Consider the following 2,900-nt stretch of genomic DNA (forward strand, 5'->3'; position numbering starts at 1 on the left):
GCCTATGAGGTTGCCGCCCCCGCCTTCACCGTCCGCCGCCCGCGCACCGCCCGCTTCGGCTTCTTCGCACCCGCCAGTTCGTGCATCGCATCCAGCTGCATCTGCTGCATTTCGGCGAGCCGCGTCCATTGGCGCGAGATGAGGTAGTCGAGTTTTTCGTGCAGATGGCGCACTTCGAGCTCGGCCTTGAGGTTGACGCGGTAGTCGTTGAAGGAGCGCAGGCGGTCCTTGGACTCCTGCCGCCGCTGGCTCATCATGATGATCGGCGCCTGGATGGCGGCGATGCAGGAGAGCAGCAGGTTGAGCAGGATGAAGGGATAGGGATCGAAGGCGGCGCTCATGCCTTCGAGCAGGTTGATGCCGATCCACACCAGAAGCACGCTGCCGAACGAGATCAGGAACCACCAGCTGCCGCCGAAGGCCGCCATGTTGTCGGAGACGCGGTCGGCAAAGGTGCGGTGCTCCTCGAATTCTTCTTCCGAGTTTTCGGAAATCGTGTCCTGCCTGGCGATCGATTCGACCACCTGGCGGTCGAGCTCGGAGAATTCGCCGTGCTCCTGCTGCAGCAGCTCCTCCATGTAGCGCATGCGGTAGCGGCCGAGCTCGGCGCGGCTGATGCGGGCGCCGGCCGGCAGGTCGGGATGGTCCGACCGGATGCGGTCGGCGAGGCTCGGGCGCAGCGTGTCGATGCGCACCAGGTCGCGCTTGCGGAATTTGCGGCCCGAGATCGCCGACGGTTTTTTCTTCGGCTTGCCACGGTGGGCGCCGGGACCCGCAGGTTCGGAGTCCGGCACTTCGGGCGTCTCGAAGTGCTCGTCCGATACCGGATCGGCCTCCAGCTCACTGAGGGTCGGCGCCTCGAAATATTCGCCGCCGCTGTCGTGCTGGTTGTCTTCCGGTTGCTCGGGCGTTTTGGGGACGGTGCTCATGGGTGCGGGCTCCTGATGGTGCTGGGCGACGTATGCCGCAACATCGCCAGCATCGCGACGGATTTCGTGGGACTACAAGTGTTTTTGATCGCTTCCCGACTTCGTCATCCACGGGCGGAGCGGGAGCGAAGCGGACGCGCAGACGCGAGGATCCATGCCGCGACCTGCGAGTGTCGCTTGCGGTGCAGAACTTGCCCGATGTTGGCGCCAATCACCCCCCTCTGTCCTGCCAGCGTGCGCAAGGTTCTGCACCCTGGTGACGCGTTTGGAGTCCCGGCATGGATCCTCGGGTCTGCGCCGCGTCGCTATGCTCCTTGCTTCGCCCGTGGATGACGAAGTGGTGGGCGGCAGCCGAGCACCCAGACGCGAACCGCGCCGCGGCCACTATTGCTCGGCGAACATCAGCCTGGTCTTGGCGCCGTCCGTCGTCGGCGACAGGCTCCGTTGGATCAGCGCTTCGACGTGGTCGTTGCGCTGGCGGGCTGAGTCGGCGCCCATCACCACGACGATCAGATTGCGGCCGTCGGCGTTGTAGGAGGTGACGATGTTGAAGCCCGACGCCCTGATGTAGCCGGTCTTGATGCCGTCGACGCCGCGCACGCGGCCGAGCATGTCGTTGTGGCCGCGCACCAGCCGGCCGCGGAACATGAAATCGCTTTCGGAGAAATAGTGGAACTGCTGGGGAAAGCGCCGATGCAGCGCCATGCCGAGCACCGCCATGTCGCGCGCCGTCGTCATCTGGCCACCGTCGGGCAGACCGGACGCGTTGCGGAAAATGGTGCTGGTCATGCCGAGCTGGCGCGCCCTGGATGTCATCATGGCGGCGAACTGAGCTTCACTGCCGCCGAGATATTCGCCGACCGCCACGGCCACGTCGTTGGCGGATTTGACGACGATGGCGCGGATCGCGGAATCGACGTCGATGCTCTCGCCGCGCCGGAAGCGCAGCTTGGTCGGCGGCTGCGAGGCGGCATGGTCCGAAACCGGGATCTGCGTCTGCTTGCTGACGCGGCCGGAGTCCAGCGCCTCGAACAGCAGATAGAGCGTCATCATCTTGGTCAGCGAGGCCGGGTAGCGCTGCGCCGTCGAGCTGACCTCGAACAGCTGCTTGCCGGTCCTGGCGTCGACGACGATGGCCGCATATTTCTGCGCCGGCGCCGGCACGGCCAGCACGCTGTCGGGCGGCGTCGTGGCGCAGCCGGCAAGCAGCACCAGCAGGGCGAGTGCCGCAAAAAATCTCTGGATGAGCGGAAGGGGGTTGTACAAGGGCAAGTCTGTTCTGGGGTCGGCTGTTGCTGAGATGCGGCGAAGCTAACGTAACGCATGTGATGCGTCCATTTGGTTAATGGCGGCAGCAAGGCATTTGCCCAGGTTTGCGCATATTTTCAGAGCTTGGCGCCGCCCCTCATCTGGCTGCCGCCATCTTCTCCCCGTGAACGGGGAGAAGGACGCTCTCCTCGACGGGTTCGCCAACCGCCGGCGTCGCAGAGTGAACGCCAACGCCGCGGCATCTCCCTTCTCCCCGTTCACGGGGTGCCGGCAGGCGGATGAGGGGCAGCGCCGGCGTCGGCTATCGGCCCCGCCGAGCATCTGCCCCGAAAACGCCGGTTTTCCCGTGTCTTTCCTTGCCAGGGCCGCGTTTCCCGTGGGAAGGGGCGTGGTATCTCAGGGCTTGGGGGCTTGGCATGACGAATATCGGGGCCGGGGGCGCAGCGCCCTCGCTTATCAGGGCATCGCTCAGCCGCACCGGCAAATGGGCCGGCAGTGTCGCCTTTATCGGGGGTGCCGTATCAGACATCCTCAATCCGCTGGCGCCGTTCGCCGCCTATATCGCGCTGACCGCCGCGGTGGCCGCAATCATCATCGCCATTGCCATCGTGCTCAGGCTGGTGCTGGCGGCCAGAGCGCTGCCGGCCTTGATCTTCGCCACCACGGCGGCGGCCGTCGCCAGTGGCGTCTACGGCCTGCAGC

At 65.7% G+C, this 2,900-nt stretch carries 2 protein-coding genes and 1 pseudogene; 1 reads left to right on the forward strand and 2 read right to left on the reverse strand.

The genetic code is table 11. The features are described 5' to 3' along the window. Positions 1–2 precede the first annotated feature (2 nt). Both EN893_RS26930 and EN893_RS26935 read right to left on the reverse strand, forming a co-directional pair. Entirely contained in the window at positions 3–929 is a 927-nt protein-coding gene (locus tag EN893_RS26930) for a DUF1003 domain-containing protein (RefSeq protein ID WP_127267264.1), read from the reverse strand. Positions 930–1,313: 384 nt separating this feature from the next. Continuing rightward, a complete protein-coding gene (locus tag EN893_RS26935; RefSeq protein WP_236383085.1) occupies positions 1,314–2,195 on the reverse strand; it encodes a D-alanyl-D-alanine carboxypeptidase family protein in 882 nt (293 codons plus the stop codon). A 419-nt stretch (positions 2,196–2,614) separates the two neighbouring features. Between EN893_RS26935 and EN893_RS26940 the strand changes: the two are divergent. Further along, positions 2,615–2,900 (forward strand): annotated as a pseudogene (locus EN893_RS26940) (methyl-accepting chemotaxis protein); the annotation flags it as partial.

Origin of the sequence: Mesorhizobium sp. M7A.F.Ca.CA.004.04.2.1 (genome assembly GCF_004022825.1) — a bacterium.
In the GTDB taxonomy this organism is placed as follows: Bacteria; Pseudomonadota; Alphaproteobacteria; order Rhizobiales; family Rhizobiaceae; genus Mesorhizobium.

What these genes read in the sequence shown, in the direction of transcription:
- EN893_RS26930 (WP_127267264.1), bottom strand. Translation starts at nt 929, where the DNA reads ATGAGCACCGTCCCCAAAACGCCCGAGCAACCGGAAGACAACCAGCAC.